The following is a 17,936-nucleotide window of genomic DNA, read 5'->3' as shown; positions in this document are numbered from 1 at the left end:
GGATTTGTAGAAGTGATTCATATGGTACAGTTATTGCTATGCGTTTAGGTGTACTGGTTCAATAATTCTTCTCTACATGTTTGACAACTCTGATCGATCTGGACCACTTAATTAAATTTCTTAGTGATCGGAGTACGCAAAATGCTTGTCAAACAATTCAAATGTCAACGTTGTAATTATCGTTTCGAATGCGAAGTGATTGACCGAGAAAGTCCTTACGAACGTTTCAAAGTAGGGCCGCCTGTTCGATGTCCAAAATGTGACTCTAATATGGTTGAAGTTATTCGCGTAATACGAAAAGCTTCTTGATAGTGGTATTTTAAGATCGGGGTTTCAGGCTGCTTATTATTTTTGCTGGTGGGGATAAGTACGTTGTCAGTCGAGGTTTTTTTTTCGTACTCTCATAAAGACGAAGAATTGAGGGATGAATTAGAAATTCATCTCTCTACTCTTAAGCGACAGAGGATAATTGAAGCATGGCATGATCGCCAAATTACATCAGGTGATGAATTTGGGAAACAGATTGATCAGCATTTGGAATCTTCAGATATCATCCTGCTTCTTGTGAGCCCTTATTTTCTTGATTCTGATTATTGTCATGAAATTGAGATGAAGCGTGCTCTTGAGCGGCACGATAGCGGTGAAGCCAGAGTTATTCCAATAATTCTTCATCCCTGCGATTGGAAACACTCTCCACTTTCAAAACTATTAGCACTACCTAAAGATGGTAAGCCAGTTTCGAAACATCCTAATTTTCATGATGCTTTTCTTGAAATCACAATTGGCATTCGAGAAGCAATAGAAAAATTAGGGAAAGGAGAGGCCGATCCACCATTAGGTGGCTCTTTGATAAAAAACTTTAAGAAGAGTAGTCTTCCCAAAGTTCGGTCGAGTAACCTTAGGGTTCGTAAAGAATTTTCAGAGCAAGAACGAGACACATTTCTTGAAGAAACATTCGAATTCATCGCAAATTATTTTGATGGTTCTCTAAATGAATTAGAAAAAAGGAATTCTGAGATTAAAACAAGATTCAGAAGAATCGACAGAAACACATTCACAGCAACTGTCTATAAGAATGGAACATCCATAAGTGAGTGCCAGATTTCTTTAGGGGCATTTTTTAAGAATCAGCAAATCTATTATTCAAATGATGCATCGCGCGGAGGGAATAGCTACAATGAAGCCCTGTCCGTTGATGATGATGGTTACATGCTTTTCTTGAGTTCTGGGTTTGGATTTGGTTCTACGAATAGCAAAGATTCGAGTAAACTAACTCAGCAAGGTGCCGCAGAATATTATTGGTCAATGCTGTTAGATCCACTGCAATAGCTACTTAAAATATCTCAGTTTATTTATAGAGCTATTCTGCCCACCTAGGAATTATTTTCTCAAGCCTAGTCGGTCTACTTCACACACTCAATAAACGCGACCGGCGAATTTTCCATCAGGGGAGTCCAGAAGTCGATGGTGTTGTCTTTAAGACCATCGGGGGAAAGTTGGGGCGTGTGCCAGTGGACTTCGTTGAAGCCAGCTTCGCGGAACGCGGCTTCGTGGGTTTCGACGCTCAGGTGATAATTTTCGATATCGAACGGGCCGTCTTCCAGGTGGAACGTCCAGGTGATCGGTGTGCCTTCCTGCCAGTCACCGACGGTGGTGGTTTCGAAGCCAAACTGACGGAATGAGGGCGCGCTGGGAAAGTGAAACGCGGGACTGCTGTTAACCGTAACAAACCGCCCGCCCGGTTTGAGGGCCCGCGCGATGCCGTCGCACATTGCCTGCAGTTCGTCGCGCGTGCGGGCATAGTTCAGCAGATATGCGGCGATCGCCAGATCGTACTCGTCGGCGACAGGCAGTTCGCGTGCATCTCCCACAATATAGTTGATTCCCTGTTGATGTGCGGCTTCCTGTTTTTGGGCGAGCTCGATCATTCCTTGAGAAAGATCGACGCCGGTCACACGGGCTGCACCCCGTTCGCGAATCATACGTGTATAAAAACCTTCCCCGCAGGCGACATCGAGGGCCGTCAGGTCGCGCGGATCGCCGGTCAGTTCCATCAATGTATAACATTCAACGAAAGTCCGCCACGGTTGCTGTTTGGAGCGTTGATACTGTTCGGCGATGGGATCGTAATTCGTAGTCATGTTCTGGTAACACTTTCGGTGACGATTTGAAAAACGGCTGCAGTAAAAATTTTACGTCTGTTGGAATATAACGTAAGAACCTGAAAAGAACTTCTGTTTTTTTCAATTTCCCGATAAAAAACGGTCCAGAAAAATTCAAATCACAGAGTGATCTCGTTTTGATGCCATCTTGAATGTTTGCTGAATCAGGCTATGATTGGCGCGCGTTTGGCATCTACTTTCTACGTTATCAAGCCCTGGAGTGAATCGTGAGAATTTCCAAGTTGTTTTTCCTGCTCATTATTTTCTGTTATATGTCCGGCCTGCCGACACTGGCTCAAGATACGAAAAAGACAGATAAAAAACCGGAAGAGTCGAAGCAGGAACAACCACCGGTGCCCGCAAAAGACTTAAAACCGATTACCACGATTGATACCTCAATCCCCCTGGATCAGTTGAAAATCATGGTTCGGCCGCTCACAAAAGAGGAATTACAAGTCGAAGCCAATGCCTGGTTTGAGCTCCTGCGAAACAAAGCCCGGCAGATTGCAGCCGCCCGGTTGGGAGTCAAAAAAACAAATGAAGCGCTGTCGACCGACGACGAAATGCAGGCCCTTGATTCTCTGAAAAAAGCCGAACGGGTCAAAGCGACGGCGGATAAGCTGGCGCAGAAAACCGAAGAAAAGCTGACGCAGCAGGCACAGGAGAATCTGGGGGTGAACCTGGATGATCAGGGAGCAAAGTCAGTCGAAACATCTGATGAAAAACAAGAAGAAAAGCAAGACGAGAATTCCATCAAGAAAGCGGAATCGGGAACTGAGGCTTCGGCTCAGTCAGCTGAAGAAATGAAAGCAGACTTTTTGAATAACCTCATGAAGCTGCAGGACGAACGCACGGCTTTGAGTGACCGACTGGAAATTGTATTGGCTTCTTTAGAACTCAAAGGGGGGGATGTCGCGACCTATCAAAAATATGTCACAGCGGTCTCAGGGATCGAGCTGGATACGTCTGATGCCAGTGCCAGCTGGGCCGGCATCAAAGGCTGGCTGGTTTCCAAAGAAGGAGGCCAGCGCTGGCTCTGGAATCTTGTGAAGTTTCTACTGATTCTGCTGGTCACCTGGTTAGCGGCCAAAATTGGTTCGGCTGTGGTGAGCTGGCTGCTGGATCGCAAAGTCAGACTGACACAGCTGGCCGAAAATTTAATCAGTGGCACGATCAAAAATGTGATCTTTCTGATCGGTTTCGCGGTCGCGTTGGCCGCTCTGGAAGTGGATATGACGCCGGTTTTAGCCGCGATCGGGGCGACTGGCCTGGTCGTTGGTCTGGCGTTACAGGGCACGTTGAGTAATTTTGCCAGTGGGTTGATGATTCTGATCAATCGCCCCTTTGATGTGGGCGATGTTGTGACGGCGGGCGGGATTACCGGAACGGTTCGACAGATGAATCTGGTTTCGACCACGTTTCGTACATTTGATAACCAGACGATTCATGTTCCCAACAATTCTATCTGGAACAATGTGATCACGAATATCACGGCGAATAAAGTCCGGCGCGTCGATCTGGAATTCGGCATCGGATACGAAGACGACTTTGAGCGCGCCGAAGAGATCATCAAAGACGTGCTTGAAAATCATGAACTGGTGCTGAAAGATCCCAAACCAGATGTCATTGTGCATGCCTTGATGGATTCCTCCGTGAATATCGTCTGTCGTCCCTGGGCGAAAACGAGCGACTGGTGGGCCGTCAAAACCACGGTAACACGGGAAGTCAAACGCAGCTTCGATCAAGCGGGCATTTCGATTCCGTTCCCGCAACAGGATGTCCACGTTTATTCGACGGAAGATCCCACAGGAAAAAAAAACATGCTGGAAGGCAAGTAGCGTCTGTCTGACGTCAGGACTGAAATGTCGGTTTGTCCGCATCAGTCGGATCATCGTCCCGGTATTGAAAACGAATCGGGCGCTGCGCCGTTCGATCGACGGTCAGCTGGAAAATATCAAAACGATTGTACCCGCCCACCAGATCGTGCAGCTGTTTCGGTTCCACGCACGAGGAAAGATCAACGTCGGCATAGAGCAGACCTTCGTCTGCCTGCATGATCTCACTGATCGGAGTGCCGCCTGGGCCGATGGCGACGGAGATGCCGCGCGGACTCGCGTCCAGAATTCGCCCTGCCTCGGGATCTCGTTTTGCCAACAGGTCTCGTGCGTTTTGATCCAGGTAACCGGCGGCGACGAGATTGAACAGCTTGCCTTCGAAGGAATGCGCGCCCGCACGAATCAGGATCGCATTTTTAAGGTCGTAGTTTTCATGAACGGCGGGATCATGCGACGGCCAGACCGGCGGATACGTTGAGAGGTGCACCTGCTCCCCTTGAGCCAGTAACGCGAACCGAGCCAGCGGGTTCGTATTTTCGCCGCAGATCAGCATGCCCACGCGTCCCAGTCGCGTCGCGTTGACTTCGAGGCCCGCCCCGTCGCCGGGCGCCCAGACCAGTTTTTCGTAGAACGTGGGCACGATCTTGCGGTGGTGACACAGAATGTTTCCTGCATCGTCGAACAGCACGTTGGAATTCCAAATGCAGCCGCTGCTGACGGTGGTCCCTTCATTGAAGCCCATCGAAACAAACAGCTCACATTCGCGGGCGGTCTCGGCGATTTTTGCCAGCTCGGGGCCGTCGATCTGGATCGAGTTCGCGGCCAGTTCGCAGAACAGATCATGATTGTGAATCGGCGCCTGCAGTGCACACCAGACGGGGAACGCGGGAATATACGTCTCGGGAAACACAATCAGCTGTGCCCCGTTCCGCGCCGCTTCACGGATCAGCGAACAGGCTTTTTCGACCGTCGCATCTTTATCCAGGAAAACCGGAGCCACATGCGCCATTGCTGCTTTGAATGAGAGGGAAGTCATGATTGAATCCTGAACAAACTAATCAATTGAATGAGCTAGTGATTTTTTTTGTTTCTATTTATATGAGAGAAGAATTTACAAAGTCCGAATACCAGACCATTCGACCTGTAAAAATGGACTTTGTACTATCGACATGTTTGTTCGGTAGTCATCTCTTTCAAATTCTGCTCGGAGTGTCGTGTCTTCGATCCACATTCGAGTCAGACCTTCATGGCATACCAGAGATATTACTCGGCCTTCGAATTTCAAAATTGTTTGCACAGAGCCGTCATAGGGGTTGAATGAAAATGTAAGAGTCATTCCAGAAGAGTCTTTGGAATAGTAAGTCAGAACATCTCCTTCTCTGTTTGGTTCAATTTCAAAAAATTCCAATAATTCAAGGTCAGTTGGATAGATCATATATGGAATATTCTAAATATCTAACAAAGAAAATATTCGCTATCTATATAATCATTCAGGTAAATGATTACAGATAGAATTTAAAGCCATTCTTTCTCCTGATCCACAAATTCTTTTAAACCGACGCTTGAATACTCTCCAGTACCCCATCCCACAATTGCAACCGTGCCTGGACGGCGGACTGGGCTGCTTGAATTGCTTCCTGAATTTTCGTTTCGTCGTCCGCGCACAGTCCGTTGAGCAGACGCAGTGAAAGCGGGGCGTGGAAATCGCCGTCGAGGTCAATGTGCCGATTCAGGTAGTAATGAAACACGGGGGCCTCTGTTTCCGTAACGCCGGAGCGTTTGAGGATCGAGCGAAACATATCGGGAATGATGTGTTCGCGGCCCAGCGCAAACGCGGCGGCGATTTTGTGCGGTGCCCCCTCTTCAATGAAGGCAAACGTGTTCGTGGTGAACTGCCGCGAAGCTGCGGGTACGCAAGGCAGCGCGAGTGCGGCGTGTATTCCCTCTGATTGCACACAGGCGATGAATTCCTGGAGCGACTCCGTCTCTGCGCCGACTTCCTGCATCGCTGTCTGATACAGTTCGAAGTGACTCGAATAGGCGCCGTCGGCGGTTTCGTCGCATTCTTCTTCGAGTACGATCTCGTTGATAAATCGCCGGACGCTCGCATCGCCCAGAGGCACCCAGGGCGCGCCGGTTGGAGCCACAACCCCTTGCAGGTACTTCACCAGCGACATGAAATCCCAGACCGAGTAGACATGGTGCTGCATAAATCGCTGCAGGTCGTCCAGCGTGGCAATCGCCTCATAGATCGGATGGTCTTCCAACTGATTTTTGAACGATTCAATAATTTCTGACGTGATTTGTTGCGACATCCGTTTCCATTCCCAGGATAACTAATTCTGAGCGGGTCGGCGCTAGCCGCCGTTTTTGAAAAAAGGTGAGTTTCACACAAACGGTGGCTAGCGCCATTCCGCTCACTTAAAGAGTGATTGAGCGCACTTGGGCGATTATAGTCTGCTCAATCATTTCTGGTAGGGGGCTTGGAAGAATTCTGTGAAACCGATCAGACATCGCCATAATGTCCGGCCAGGACGACGACATATCCATCGGGATCGCGGATCCAGATTTCACGATGATTGGCATTCGGATTGACCAGCGGCCCGTCTAGAATTTCCGCAGACATCGTCTGGGCTCGAGTAACCGCGTCATCAAAATCATCAATCCGAAACCAGAGCAGCACGCCGTTGCCTTTGGGTTGTTCGGGATCGCCCAGATGAGGGTGTTCGTGTACGTCCCAATGATGCAGTTGCAGGATCAGGCTGTCATCGTTTCCGATCAACTGCTCATACTCTTTGCCGCCGTGGCCACTACGACAAATCAGTAAACTTTGATACCAGGCACTACTGGCTTCGACATCTTTAACGGCAATCATCGGATGCGGCTGCATTTTCGCATTCTCCCGTAAAAAGAACGATATGTGAGTTGCGATCGATTCAAAATGATGATTATTAAGAAAATTTTAAAATTGCTGCCAAACAGAGTCAGCAGATTGCGAGAGTGCTTCGTACAAGTGACATAATCGTATCAATTCGAAAACTCAGAGATTGCATTAGACGGAATTCGATTTGGACGATACTAATAAAGTGCGTTCCTGAAATCAAATAATTTCATTCTGGTGCCGTGATTCCAATCTGCCGTTAGTCTGCACCTCTACCCAATTCCATCTTCGATTTGCCACTAAAACACGTTCAGATGTTGAGGAGACTCTCTTGACTCAAGAAGATCAACAACCAAACCAATCATCCAACAAAAATAGTCAAGGCCGACGCAATTTCCTCAAAGGGAGTGCGGCTGCTGTTGGCGCTGGTCTGGCGGCATCTGTTCCCGGCGTTGCTTCCGCGGCAGACAGTGATTGCGAAATGAAAAATCCATATGGCCCCCGCCCTGGTGGCGGGATCAGTCTGCCCGACTATTACAAACCCTGGCCCGCGATTAAAAATCGCAACGTCTTTCTGCCGGGCACTGAAATTCTGCCAAAAAATGAAATGCGGATCTCGTTTCTGGGAAGTACGCCCTGGCCGCCCACGCGTTTGCAGTCGGGAACCTCGATTCTGGTCGAACTCGGCAATGGGGAATCGCAGCCCCGGCGTTTCTTTTTTGACCTGGGGAACGGCAGCATTTCGAACGCCATCGCCATGCAGGTGCCCGCGCCGTTGATCAATGATATTTTCATCAGTCACCTGCACTCCGACCATTATGCCGACCTGCCTTACTTTTACCCCTTCCGTGCTTTTTCCGGCGGTTACACTCCCTTGCGGGTCTACGGTCCTTCGGGCAGAACGCCTGAGCTGGGCATCAATCATATGATCAAACATATGAAAGAGATGAACCGCTGGCACGAAGAAAACTTTAATTCCTGCCCCATTGGCGACGGCATGAATATTGAAGTCACCGAATTCGACTGGAAAGAAGAAAACGGCATCTGCTACGACAAAGACGGCGTGACCGTGCGTCACTGGCCACGTTCGCATGTGAAAGATGGTGCGTCCGCGTATCGCCTCGACTGGGAAGACGCCGGTCTGTCCTTCGTCTGGACCGGCGATGGTCGGCCCGATGAACTCTCGGCCAAGTACGGCAAGGGAGTTGATGTGTTCGTCTCGGAAGGGACCATTGATGTGCCTCAGCTTTCGTCAATGAAACTGGGCGCACCGGCGGAACTCTGGGAGTACACCATTGATATCTTCCACACGATGTACTACGCTTCCGGCTACCTGTTCAAGCAGACGCAACCTCGGATGGCGGCGATTTGTCATTACGAATATGCGGGACCCGCTCTGGAAGCAGAGTCGACGGCAGAAGTCCGCTCGAACTGGTACGGGCTGTTTATGTTTGCCGGCCCCGATGTGCAGGTGATTAACGTCACCAAAGATGCGATCTGGTCGCGCGAAGCATTACTTCCCGATGGAGCCGCCCCCGCCTCGATGGACCCGCGCTGGTTGCTCAAGCCGGGAGAGAAGCTGCCTGCAGAAATTAAACTGCCCACGCCGCGTCTGCCACGCGAAATGCAGCAGGAACAGTTCCTGCGTGATCTGGAAATTGATCCGAAGAAATATTATCCGCCCGACGCCTATCGCAAGCCGGTTCAGAAATGGCCCGGCATCACTTTGAATCCCCGCGAAATGCTCGAAGCACGCGGCATCAAAGTTGACGACGATCAATAAAATCAAGCTTCCTCACAGGGACGTTGCCGGTATACTGGTGACGTCCCTCTGTTTCTATATTAGAGCCTAATATGACTGACGATGAACGCCCCATCCTCGCGCCGGCACCGCGCCTCGAACCGATTGTGATCCCTGGCCGCGACCCCGTGCCGGTCACTCTGCTCACCGGTTTTCTGGGGGCCGGCAAAACGACGCTCCTGAACCGCATCCTGAACGGCGACCATGGTCTGCGCGTGGGCGTGCTGGTGAATGACTTCGGTGCGATCAATATCGACGCCGAACTCGTCGAAGGCGTCGAAGAGAACACGATCAATCTGACGAATGGTTGCGTCTGCTGTGAAATTCGCGACGACCTTGTAAATTCGCTGGAACAACTGCTGACGCGCGACGATGTGATCGACTATGTCATTCTGGAAGCGAGCGGCGTGGCCGACCCGGAAGGCATCGTGATGACCTTTCTGAATGCCCGCTATGAAAACCTGCTGCGTTTGGACAGCATCACTTGTATCGTCGATGCGGAAGCAATCTTCACTCACGCCGACAATGACGAGCTGTCGGCACTCAAACTGCGGCAGATCGGCTTTGCCGACATGGTTGTTCTCAACAAGGTGGATCTCGTCGGCCCCGATCATATCGAAGTCATCGGTGAATGGATCGGCCAGCACTTGAACCGGATTCGCATCATTAACGCCGTCCGCTGTGAAGTTCCGCTCGAAGTCTTACTGGCAGTCGGACGGTTTGATCCGGCTCATCTGGAATCACAAAAACAGGAGAGCAGTGAAAACAGTGAACCACAAAAGCATGAAGCCGCCCACCAGATCTTCGAAACCTGGAGTTATGAAACCGACCAGTCGTTCTCACTCGATACGCTGAGTGAAATGGTCCGCAGTCAGTTGCCGGCAGACATCTATCGCTGCAAAGGCATCGTGTATTGCGCCGAGGCACCCGAGAAACGACATGCTCTGCAAGCGGTCGGCCGTCGTACTGAAGTGACGGAACTCGATGACTGGGGCTCGCGCAGGCCACGCACCCGGATTGTCGCCATCGGTTCCGCCATTGATGCAGCACAGTTAACGCAACTGTTTGATGCCTGCCTTACGCAGGACTAGAAGCGACACGCTGTTAATTAAACCAGAACGCGATGGTAAAGAAGTTGCGTCCTCCAAATGTACTGTTGATGCGACCCAGCATTTCGGGGGATGCAAAATCGGTAATCGGGCCTTCCTCTAAATAGGGGGCCGCCGCTGTTCCCTGGACCCAGAGGAAGGGGTCAATCATGCGTGGTTCGGTAAACACGCGTCGCAAGTTCACACCTTGCGCACCCGGTTTGCCGCGCCAGAACGGGATCAGTTTTTTCCCTTGCAGGACCAGACCGGTTTCATCCAGCACGGCCAGCCAGGTATCGACCATTTCCTGGCTGATTTTAATTTGTAGCACGCCCGTCTGTTTTGGGTTGGGAATCCATTCATTTTCATCGTCCGTTTCTGCCAGATAATATTTCCACATCGATTTGGCGTGGAACTGCATGTCTTCCAGATGCGCCAAAGCCGCCGGCATCCGCTTCGGTTCTTTGAGTTCGAAACGCCAGAGATGAATAAACGCGAGAATATCTGAAATCAGCGGGCGATTAAACCTTCGCAGTGAATCAAAGTTACGTGGTCCTTCCAGCAAGAATGGATAAGGCGTCTCGACCTTGTCAAAAAACAGATGCGCTGTGCAGTTGAAGATTTCCTCGCCGTCCACTGCCAGCAGGACTTCGCCCCAGGCACACAAGAAATTGCAATAGCCCGCCAACCAGTCGGCATCGCCCCGATCAAAACCGATCACGAATTTTTCCGCTACTTTCACCTGCTCGGGTGTTCCGACTCTACCCATCAGGAATGCGGCATCGATTGGTGTCCCTGTACCCGCCAGGTCGACCTTGATCAATCCGACATGTAGCGGCAGTTTTACGTCGGAGTCTTTGATGGCAGAGAGCGTGTTCTCTGCTTGTTTTAAATCGTTTATCCAGGTCTGCAAAAACTGGCGGACATCGGCATAAGAAACTTGTTCCGGATCTTTATTCTGTGGGAGTAATTGTCCAATGGGAGCCGGCATACCTCTAAAAACGCCTTCAGTCCGCAGACCATACTTGTATAGACTGCCGCCCAAATGTTCGAATGACTGGAAAAACTGAATCACCCCCAGCCCAAACCGGGCTTCATCATCCTCTGGCCTCTTTTCCAGTTGCGCTTTGAGCGCCGTCTCCCCCGCCGCTAACTGGCCTGAAGTCAGATACGACTCGGCCAGCGGCGCAGCATTCACCCACTGCGCAGAAAGCAGTAACGTACAGAAAAATGCGGTAATGATAGTCGTGCGACGCATGTAAGGGCTCCTGTTTGAATGTTGAATGTCTGTGCTGAAGGCGATCCGATGATCAGCAGAATCTAGCTAATGAAGGACCGTACTCATTGTAAGGCGGATTCCCCCTGCCAATATCACTCAGAAAACGGCTAAAATGGGAAAAAATTCAGGAATTCGGTATAACTTCGAGGGCGATTCATTTTGAACCTGATCTCGTGAATTGTGTCCAGATCAAATACTCACAGAATGAGCCTTGCTTATTTTAATAAAATCAAGATTTCAAGTGTTTCCGTTCAAAACGAAAGAAAGAGCAGTATCTTGTTACAGGAAGAGAAGCATACGATGTGGGTCTTTCATGGTGCCTCGGCGCAATTCGCCATTGGTGTTTTTTCCTCCAGGGAAAAAGCCGAGACGTGGATCAACCGGCATCAACTGATAGGAGTCCTGACGCGCTATCCGGTTGATACCGGCGTCTATGACTGGGCAATCGAAACGGGGATGTTCAGTCCTCAAAAGGAGTACCAGACTGGCGCCAAATTTATCGGCAGATTTACAAGCGCGAGCCAGGAGCATTTTCATTACGAGTCGGGAATCGAGGAAGGCGGAGGTTAGTCTTATGATCCAGTTACAGGCTGGGCAGACATTTAAAATCGATGATGAACTGATCGCAAACTTCCCCTGGTATGATTTAGACACTGTGACCTATTTTACGATTGACTGGCAGGAAGATCACTATCTCATCGTGAGGATGATCCTCGATTGCGTATCAGAGCCTGAGTTGTGCGTGTTGTTTACTCTCGAACAGGTGACGGAATGTAAACTCCCGGAAGTCGGATTGAGGCTGCTACAGTTTTCACATTTCATTGTAGAAAATGTACGATCACACCAATGGGAAAACGTCTGGTTTAAAGTCTATGATCCAGACTTTGGCGAGCCTTCTTTTCTGTTCAAATCAGGAAAGATCCTGATTCAGGAGTCAAAACAGAAAATCGGAAATTATTGGGAATGAAGCAGAGTCGGATTCAATTCATCAGTGATGCGCTGGAAGAGCTTGTGTTCGGAAATCGACAGCCTGCAGGCTCGCTTGTGGAAACCGGGACATTCCCGACAGACTGGTGTGAGACCTATTGCAGCACGCTGCAGTCTGCAGAAGAACATTTAGTAACCAGCGAGTTCTGGCCGAGAACACTGTTTCAGGCTCTGCACTTTTCGTCCTGTTACCTGCCTTTGCGATATCAAGTCTGGTGTTCCATCTCGAATTCCACAAACTCTCAGACACAAGAAAGCCTCGGAAGAATATCCTTCGCGACAGAGGCTCTATTCTGGCGAGCTTGCATGACGACAGACTTTTTTGACAATCATGATTGGTTAAACGAGAACTACAGAAGACTGTTCGATCTTTCTTTTGGTGAGGACTGTCCATTCACTCTCACAGAAAACGTGCAAGAATTAAAACGCTGGTATCAGGAGTTGCAGATCTGTTTGGAGCAGCTTAACCTGGAATTGAAAAGTGAATCTGCCTGGCAGAAAGAAATCCTGATCGCCGTGCATTTTCTTTCTTTTTATGTCGATCTTTATCTTCAGCGGGCCATTCAGTGGAACAAATCTTTCCCGACCAGTCAGCTCCGTGCGAATGAAATCGAACAGTTGCTGGCACAACTGTCTCATTGTATCTCTCATTCGGCGATGATCTCGCTGATTAGAATCTGGCTGCAGACGGTCGACAGTTCACGGGATCACAGCGGTCTGCCTCTGATCGCATCGCGACGAGAGCAGGCAGAAGCCATTGTTTCACCACGCACGATCTGTGAGGTATTTTTTGCTTAGTGATACGACAGGCGAATAACTGGCAGAGGCAACGTCATGACATTCTCAGATCCAAAAACCTGGTGCGTGCCGAACGACTGGCACGCCGATTGGCAGCAGAATGCGGTCAGCGAACTGGAGGCACTGAAATCATTTTCAATCGCGATTCTCAAGCAATGGCCAGAACTGGTTTGTGAACTGGATTTGATAGAGGAAGGTTACCTCAAAGTAGATCTGTCGCGAAACGACCTGAAACTGGCTGAGATCTATGCAAACGTTGAAAAAATGGGTGTCGTGTTCTCACTCTACATTCCCATTGATCAACCCAATGAGCAAGAGCATCATTTCCGAGTGGTGGCAGAAGGGATCGAACTTTTGCAAGAGATTGTGTAGTTCGCATTGGTTAAAAAACCGGACCCGGAAATTATTCCGACTTCGCCTGTGCGGCGATGTAGGCTTTGGCGCGTTCGATGTAGCCCGGCGTTTTCAGGCCGACCTGCCGTGCTTCTTTTAATGCCGCATCGAAACTGATGCCGTCGTCCAACACGCGGTGGGTCAACCAGATGGCGCCGACCCGATTCGCAGAGGCACAATGCACGACTACGGGATGCTTGGATTTGTCGTTCAGAATTTTACGACATTGATCGAAGACTGCGGGCGTCAGTGTGTCAGGTGCCCGAAATGGAATATTGATATAATCCAGCTCCAGCATTTTTAAATAGGAGCCTTCGTCCCACCGTTGTTCGGTCATGGGGCGTAAATTGAGGATCGTTTTCACACCCGTTTTTTGAATCAGGTCAAAATCGGTTTGCATGGGTTGACCGGCCAGATAAATCTGGTCGCTACGATGCAGAGGAGAGATCGTCCCCATTTCAAGCTTTTTGAGATTCTTGGTAGAGGTCGCTGGGTTGGATTCGCCGAAGAGCGGAGTAGAGCAGGTCAACAGGCCGGCTAACAGAATCACCTTGATCGTCTGATGAATGAACATGGCATTTTCCTGTAAAGAGAATGGGTTGACCGAACTGAATTATACTCCAGTGAGAGAGGGAAGTACAAAAAAACGCCAGTCAAGACGAGCTGACTGGCGCGGATAATTCATGCATCGAAGAGGTTAAAAAAAAGGAAAACTGATAATCCTCTCGGGAGATGACGCATGAGATAAAAACAAATTCAGTAAGGGATACTATCTTTGTAAAGGCCCAAATTGTCAAGTCATATGTAAATACTAAATGAAATCTTCGTAAAAATTGTAATTGAATTTCTGTCCATTTCGGCTTGTAGGGATAGTGAACTGTTTTCTACAGTTTCAGATCACTTTCCTGCAAATTAGAGTGATCTCCAAGTGTCGATGGTTCGCTCAAAGGACCTGGAACACGCTATAATGGTCCTGAAGCAAGGCGAAACTTTGGATTCGGGGGTGTATGACTACAATTCCAGAGTGGGATCTGTACTATAAAACAATCATGATGTGCTTCGCTCCGCGTCAATGCACTGTGTTTGCCAGTGCTTTTATGAGCACTGGCATGATACGGGTGAAAATAAGGCTGCTCTCTTCAGGCTTGTAGGAATTAAACGGGCTCTCGATGTTTCAACAAATTCGTTATCTCTTATTACAGGTTCGCAATTCCGATGATCCGATGCGTGGTCAGGAAGTGAACTGCTTTGCCAAAGCGCTGGCTGCGAATGTCAGTCAAATCGCGGTCTTTGATCTTTTAGGCGGCCCCCTTCTGGAAACGGATCTGGTCAAGTCGGATGTCATTTTGATCGGGGGCAGCGGCCACTATTCTGCTGCCGGCGAAGGACGCTGGCTGGATGTGGCTCTGGAAAGTCTGCGGGTCGTGCATGATTCGCGCAAGCCGACATTTGCGTCTTGCTGGGGATTTCAGGCCATGGCCCGGGCGATGGGCGGACAGGTGGTTCACGATATCAATCGAGCCGAAATCGGCGTGCATCATGTTGCCCTCACCGAAGTCGGCAAAGCAGATCCGGTATTTGGTCCTTCAGGAGCCGTGCTGCAAGGTCTGATGGGACATGAAGATACAGTGATCGAACTGCCGCCGGGTACGGAGCTGCTGGCGTCAACCGATCGGGTGGAAAATCAGGCGTATCGATTTCTGGACCGTCCGATTTATTGCACTCAGTTTCATCCGGAACTGGATCGTGATTCATTCCTCGGGCGGCTGAATACCTATCCCGAGTATGTCGAAAAAATCGCTGGACTTTCGCTGGAAGAATTTCGCCATTCGATTCATGATACTCCAGAAACCACTGCTTTATTAAAACGCTTTGTTGAACAAATTGCGCCTCTGAATTTGAATCAAACCTGACCCTCCCGCAAGCTACCAGCAGGCACACATTATGCCAGAACCATCCAGTAAAAAATTGCACGTCGCCATTATCACCTCGGGGGGAGCCGGGATGTTTTGTGGTGCCTGCATGCATGATAATACCTGGACCCGGGCGATGATCAACCAGGGAGCCGAGGCGACCCTGATTCCCACCTACACGCCGATCCGCGTCGATGAACAGAACATGACCGGTTCGCCCGTCTTTCTGGGGGGCATCAATGTCTATCTGAATTATCGTTCCCGACTCTGGCGGCGGTTGCCTCGCTTCATGAAGCACTGGCTGAATACGCCCTGGATCATCAATCTGGCGACCAGTTTTGGTGTCAGCAACGATGCTCACGAACTGGGCGCGCTGACAGTCACCCTGTTGGAAGGGGAACAGGGTCCGGAACTGATGGAAATCGAAGAGCTGGCGCAGTTCGTCGGAGATCAACTGAAGCCGGATGTGGTCTGCCTGAGCAATGCGTTGCTGTCGGGCACGATCAAAACCATCAAACAGCATTTTCAGGGTCCCGTGTATTGTGTCCTGCAAGGCGACGATGTCTTTCTGGAAGAGCTGGGCGAACCGTATCGCGGCCGCTCTCTGGAACTGATTCGTCAGAACGTACAACAGCTGGACGGCGTGCTGGTTCACAGCGATTACTACCGGGACTTTATGTCGAAGTATCTTGATTTACCCGTGGATCATTTTCAGAAAATGCTGCTTGGTATCGATCTCAAAGGCCACGACGGAACGCCGAATGAGAGTCAGCATGAACCCTTTACGATCGGTTTCTTCGCCCGGATCTGTAAAGAAAAAGGGCTCCACAACGTGGTACAGGCGTTTGAACTGTTTCACAAAAAATATCCCGACAGCCGCCTGTGTGTGGGCGGGTTTTTAGGGAAAGAAAGCGAAGCCTATTTTCAGGAAACCACACAGCCGCTTGCTGCCCTGAATGAGGCGTATCAATACTGGGGCAGTCCCGATACGCGGGAAGAGAAAGTCGCCTTCTACAAGAGTCTTTCAGTGCTGTCGGTTCCAACCGATTATCATGAACCCAAGGGGCTGTTTGTGCTGGAAGCGATGGCCAATGGTGTGCCCGTTGTCCAGCCCGCACACGGTGCGTTTCCGGAACTCATCGAGAAGACCGAAGGGGGCCTGCTGGTGCCTCCCGGCGATCCACAGGCACTCGCTGATGCGTGGGAGAAGCTGTATCAGGACAAAGACTATCGCAGGAAACTGGCGCAACAGGGCTACGAACGTGTTCGTCAGTTCTATAGCGCGGAATTGATGGCTGAGGAAAGCCTGCAGTTTTTCCAGCAGGTGGTCGAAAACTCCGGTTTTGCGCAGAACGAACCGCAATTGACGCCCGAGCCTTGAATGTCGCGTCGTCCTGCTTAACAATGTGGTCGGATTGCGGTATGTTATAGCGCAAGCGACGGAAATGTGTTCGCCATTGTCAACCGAACGAATCAATGTAAAACGTTTATCATAAGGTGTTTAGATTTCGATGCCAGACCTTCACGCGTTAATGAAACAGCTGCAGAAAAAGAATGATTCCAAGATTGTTCTCTTAGTCTCTGATGGATTGGGCGGTCTGCCACAGGAACCGGGCGGAAAAACCGAATTGGAAACAGCCAACACTCCCAACCTGGATGAGCTCGCCCGCAAAGGAACCTTGGGACGCAGCATTCCCGTTCTGCCCGGCATCACTCCCGGCAGCGGACCCGGTCACCTGGGACTGTTCGGCTATGATCCCCTGCAGTTCAACATCGGTCGCGGCGTACTGGAAGCACTGGGTATCGATTTCGAATTAGGCCCCGATGACGTCGCCATTCGCGGCAACTTTTGTTCGCTGGATGACCAGGGAAATATTACCGACCGCCGTGCAGGCCGTATCGCCAGTGAAATTGGTGCCGCCCTCTGCGAAAAGCTCGACAAAATCGAAATTCCCGGCGTCGAAGTCTTTGTCCGTCACGTCAAAGAATACCGGCTGGTGATCGTACTGCGTGCTAAGGGGCTCGGCGGAGACATCCACGACACCGACCCGCAGAGAACCGGAGTTCCCCCGATTGAACCCGTGGGGCAGAATGAAGCCTCTCAAAAGACCGCGGAAATCTGTAAAGAATTTCTGAATCAGGCCGCCGTCATTTTGAAAGACGATCATCCCGCGAACCTGTTGACGATGCGTGGCATTGCCAAGATGCCGGAGATCCCGACGTTCGAAGAAGTCTACGGCACCCGTGCCGCTGCGATTGCCGTCTATCCCATGTATCGCGGACTGGCCCGTCTGGTCAGCATGGATGTACAGGACGCTGGTCAGACACTGGAGTCACAGATGGACTGCCTGGAAAAAATCTGGGACGACTACGATTTCTTTTTCGTGCATTACAAGTACACCGACTCCACTGGTGAAGACGGCAACTTCGCCGCGAAGGTCGCGAAGACGGAAGAAGTTGACACGTGCATTCCCCGCATCAATGCGTTGAAGCCGGATGTGCTGGTTGTCACCGGCGATCATAGTACTCCCTCCAAAATGAAAGCACACAGCTGGCATCCTGTGCCCTTGTTGTTGTCGGCTGAAAATGCCCGGTTCGACGCCTGCCAGAGTTTTGGCGAAGCAGAGTGCATTCAGGGGGGCTTAGGCCAGTTCGAAGCCAAGTACCTGATGTCGATGATCATGGCTCACGCCGGCCGTCTGGAAAAATATGGTGCGTAAAGCTTGAACGCTGATTCAATTCAGTCAGGGATGCAAGACTTCCATGCAGGTCTTGCATCCTTTTTCGTTATATTCGTTG

The 17,936-nt window shown here is 50.2% G+C and carries 16 protein-coding genes and 1 pseudogene; 11 read left to right on the top strand and 6 right to left on the bottom strand.

Annotated features, from left to right (window positions below; translation table 11 throughout):
• Positions 1-372 precede the first annotated feature (372 nt).
• Positions 373-1,329 (top strand): toll/interleukin-1 receptor domain-containing protein, encoded by a 957-nt coding sequence (locus Pan241w_RS23390; protein WP_145220495.1) that lies wholly within the window; start codon positions 373-375, stop codon positions 1,327-1,329.
• Between the two features lie 74 nt (positions 1,330-1,403).
• Here Pan241w_RS23390 and Pan241w_RS23385 read toward each other — a convergent pair.
• Positions 1,404-2,153 (bottom strand): annotated as a pseudogene (locus tag Pan241w_RS23385) (class I SAM-dependent methyltransferase); the annotation flags it as partial.
• Between the two features lie 236 nt (positions 2,154-2,389).
• Between Pan241w_RS23385 and Pan241w_RS23380 the strand changes: the two are divergent.
• Entirely contained in the window at positions 2,390-4,000 is a 1,611-nt protein-coding gene (locus Pan241w_RS23380) for a mechanosensitive ion channel family protein (RefSeq protein WP_198000102.1), read from the top strand.
• Between the two features lie 13 nt (positions 4,001-4,013).
• Here the strand turns inward: Pan241w_RS23380 and Pan241w_RS23375 are convergent, their stop codons facing one another.
• From Pan241w_RS23375 to Pan241w_RS23365, 3 genes are all read right to left on the bottom strand, one after another.
• Positions 4,014-5,033, bottom strand: a complete 1,020-nt coding sequence (locus Pan241w_RS23375; protein ID WP_145220491.1) for a carbon-nitrogen hydrolase family protein — start codon at positions 5,031-5,033, stop codon at positions 4,014-4,016.
• 514 nt (positions 5,034-5,547) lie between these two features.
• Positions 5,548-6,312 (bottom strand): DUF3050 domain-containing protein, encoded by a 765-nt coding sequence (locus Pan241w_RS23370; protein WP_145220488.1) that lies wholly within the window; start codon positions 6,310-6,312, stop codon positions 5,548-5,550.
• A 191-nt stretch (positions 6,313-6,503) separates the two neighbouring features.
• Positions 6,504-6,887: a VOC family protein gene (locus Pan241w_RS23365; RefSeq protein ID WP_145220486.1), complete on the bottom strand. Its 384-nt coding sequence runs from the start codon at positions 6,885-6,887 to the stop codon at positions 6,504-6,506.
• Positions 6,888-7,209: 322 nt separating this feature from the next.
• On the opposite strand from Pan241w_RS23365, the gene gntH reads away from it, so the two are divergent.
• A complete protein-coding gene (gene gntH / locus Pan241w_RS23360; RefSeq protein WP_145220484.1) occupies positions 7,210-8,661 on the top strand; it encodes a guanitoxin biosynthesis MBL fold metallo-hydrolase GntH in 1,452 nt (483 codons plus the stop codon).
• A 71-nt stretch (positions 8,662-8,732) separates the two neighbouring features.
• Positions 8,733-9,770 (top strand): CobW family GTP-binding protein, encoded by a 1,038-nt coding sequence (locus Pan241w_RS23355; protein WP_145220482.1) that lies wholly within the window; start codon positions 8,733-8,735, stop codon positions 9,768-9,770.
• Positions 9,771-9,783: 13 nt separating this feature from the next.
• Here the strand turns inward: Pan241w_RS23355 and Pan241w_RS23350 are convergent, their stop codons facing one another.
• Positions 9,784-11,025, bottom strand: coding sequence for a hypothetical protein (locus tag Pan241w_RS23350; protein ID WP_145220480.1), 1,242 nt, complete (start codon positions 11,023-11,025; stop codon positions 9,784-9,786).
• Positions 11,026-11,322: 297 nt separating this feature from the next.
• Here Pan241w_RS23350 and Pan241w_RS23345 point away from each other — a divergent pair, with 297 nt between their 5' ends.
• Genes Pan241w_RS23345 through Pan241w_RS23330 form a run of 4 tightly spaced genes read left to right on the top strand, consistent with a single transcriptional unit; the run spans position 11,323 to position 13,203 of the window.
• Positions 11,323-11,616 (top strand): DUF7710 domain-containing protein, encoded by a 294-nt coding sequence (locus Pan241w_RS23345; protein ID WP_232107250.1) that lies wholly within the window; start codon positions 11,323-11,325, stop codon positions 11,614-11,616.
• 4 nt (positions 11,617-11,620) lie between these two features.
• Positions 11,621-12,013, top strand: a complete 393-nt coding sequence (locus Pan241w_RS23340; RefSeq protein WP_145220478.1) for a hypothetical protein — start codon at positions 11,621-11,623, stop codon at positions 12,011-12,013.
• On the top strand, positions 12,010-12,831 hold the full coding sequence (locus Pan241w_RS23335) for a hypothetical protein (protein WP_145220476.1): 822 nt from the start codon (positions 12,010-12,012) through the stop codon (positions 12,829-12,831). The genes Pan241w_RS23340 and Pan241w_RS23335 overlap by 4 nt, the downstream gene beginning before the upstream one ends.
• Before the next feature lie 36 nt (positions 12,832-12,867).
• Positions 12,868-13,203 carry a hypothetical protein gene (locus tag Pan241w_RS23330; protein ID WP_145220474.1) on the top strand — a complete coding sequence of 112 codons (336 nt, stop codon included), beginning with the start codon at positions 12,868-12,870 and terminating at the stop codon, positions 13,201-13,203.
• A 31-nt stretch (positions 13,204-13,234) separates the two neighbouring features.
• Here Pan241w_RS23330 and Pan241w_RS23325 read toward each other — a convergent pair whose 3' ends face one another.
• Positions 13,235-13,798: a protein tyrosine phosphatase family protein gene (locus tag Pan241w_RS23325; RefSeq protein ID WP_145220472.1), complete on the bottom strand. Its 564-nt coding sequence runs from the start codon at positions 13,796-13,798 to the stop codon at positions 13,235-13,237.
• 595 nt (positions 13,799-14,393) lie between these two features.
• On the opposite strand from Pan241w_RS23325, the gene Pan241w_RS23320 reads away from it, so the two are divergent.
• The 3 genes from Pan241w_RS23320 (at position 14,394) to Pan241w_RS23310 (ending at position 17,857) form a co-directional block, all read left to right on the top strand.
• Positions 14,394-15,137: a type 1 glutamine amidotransferase gene (locus Pan241w_RS23320; RefSeq protein ID WP_145220470.1), complete on the top strand. Its 744-nt coding sequence runs from the start codon at positions 14,394-14,396 to the stop codon at positions 15,135-15,137.
• A 31-nt stretch (positions 15,138-15,168) separates the two neighbouring features.
• Positions 15,169-16,518, top strand: a complete 1,350-nt coding sequence (locus Pan241w_RS23315) for a glycosyltransferase family 4 protein (RefSeq protein ID WP_145220468.1) — start codon at positions 15,169-15,171, stop codon at positions 16,516-16,518.
• 130 nt (positions 16,519-16,648) lie between these two features.
• On the top strand, positions 16,649-17,857 hold the full coding sequence (locus tag Pan241w_RS23310; protein ID WP_145220466.1) for a 2,3-bisphosphoglycerate-independent phosphoglycerate mutase: 1,209 nt from the start codon (positions 16,649-16,651) through the stop codon (positions 17,855-17,857).
• Positions 17,858-17,936: the final 79 nt, after the last annotated feature.

It is taken from the genome of Gimesia alba, from assembly GCF_007744675.1.
Lineage (GTDB): Bacteria > Planctomycetota > Planctomycetia > Planctomycetales > Planctomycetaceae > Gimesia > Gimesia alba.
This window is presented reverse-complemented; position numbering and strand designations above follow the sequence as displayed.